The 1,209-nt window shown below is 41.2% G+C and carries 1 protein-coding gene; it reads left to right on the top strand.

Going from position 1 to position 1,209, the window contains the following annotated elements:
- Positions 1–1,178: hypothetical protein (locus tag Q0212_RS08235; protein ID WP_297924401.1), on the top strand; the 1,178-nt coding region annotated here is incomplete at its 5' end.
- Between the last annotated feature and the right edge of the window lie 31 nt (positions 1,179–1,209).

The following is a 1,209-nucleotide window of genomic DNA, read 5'->3' as shown; positions in this document are numbered from 1 at the left end:
CTATTCCCACAGGTCAAATGCCTCAAGGGATGACAGGGGTATTAGCGGCAGAACGTGGCCAAAATATGCCAACACCTGATTTATTTGGCGAAAACATTTTAAAGGGTAATTTTGATATTAACCGCGAATTGGTTAGTCCAGCGGTGGCAGGGCGTACGCCTGATTACTTAGATGTTTTACAGATTGCAGCTAAACACGCATTACAACAAAATGATATTGATAGTTATGTAAAGTTTGCTAACGGTATTAAACAAGAAAGAGCAGCTAATGATATAGAATGGGGCACTAATCCTACAAAAGGTATTAATCCGCAAACTGGATTGCCTGATGCTTATATCACTAATAGGAAAGGTGACGTTAAATGGCTTGGTAGTGGGGTTTATGAAGCACCAAAAGACCCTAAAGCACCTATCACATGGACAGTGCCAAACGGAAGAAAAGAAACTGTTTATGGCTATGATGCAAACGGCAAACCCATTGTATTAGGGGTTAAGAGTTTAGATGCGCCAAGCCAAACACAACCAAGAGTGCAACAAGTAAGCGATGCGACAGGCACTTATTTGGTGGATTTGGACACAGGACAAACTAAGCCTATTATGATAAACGGCAAACCTGCAACCACTCCGAAAGCGGCTCAAACCCCAAGCGGTGAGGAATCAAATGCAGCAGGCTTTTATGTCCGCATGAAAGAAGCAGAAGATTTGCTTGCAAAATATGAGGAAAAAGGAAAGCCAACCCTAAAAACCACAATGGCATCTAATATTCCTATTGTTGGCGATGTTTTGGAGCGTTCATTTCAAACACCTGAACAACAACAATATAAAAACGCAGCATTGGCTTGGATTCGTGCAAAATTAAGAAAAGAATCAGGTGCCGCTATTGGTGTAGATGAAGCCGAGCAAGAATATAAAAACTATTTCCCTGTCGTTGGCGACACTAAAGAAGTCATAGAGCAAAAACGCCAACTAAGAAGCGCGGCAATGGAGGAAATGGGACTCGCTTCAGGAAAGGCGTACCAAAAAGCAGAGGATATTGTAACATCAAGAAAAAATGCACCTGATTTATCAAAGTTGCCAACATCTAACATAGAAAAAGGTTCTGTCGCTAAAGACCCAAAAACAGGTAAACCCATAGCAATGTTTAACGGTTCTAATTGGATTCCGTGGGGAGGTAAATAATGGATTACATTATTGAACAGCCAAGCAAAAA

The organism is uncultured Agitococcus sp. (genome assembly GCF_937920075.1).
Lineage (GTDB): Bacteria > Pseudomonadota > Gammaproteobacteria > Pseudomonadales > Moraxellaceae > Agitococcus.
Note: the sequence above shows the minus strand (reverse complement) of the source record. Positions and strands in the feature narration are given on the sequence as shown.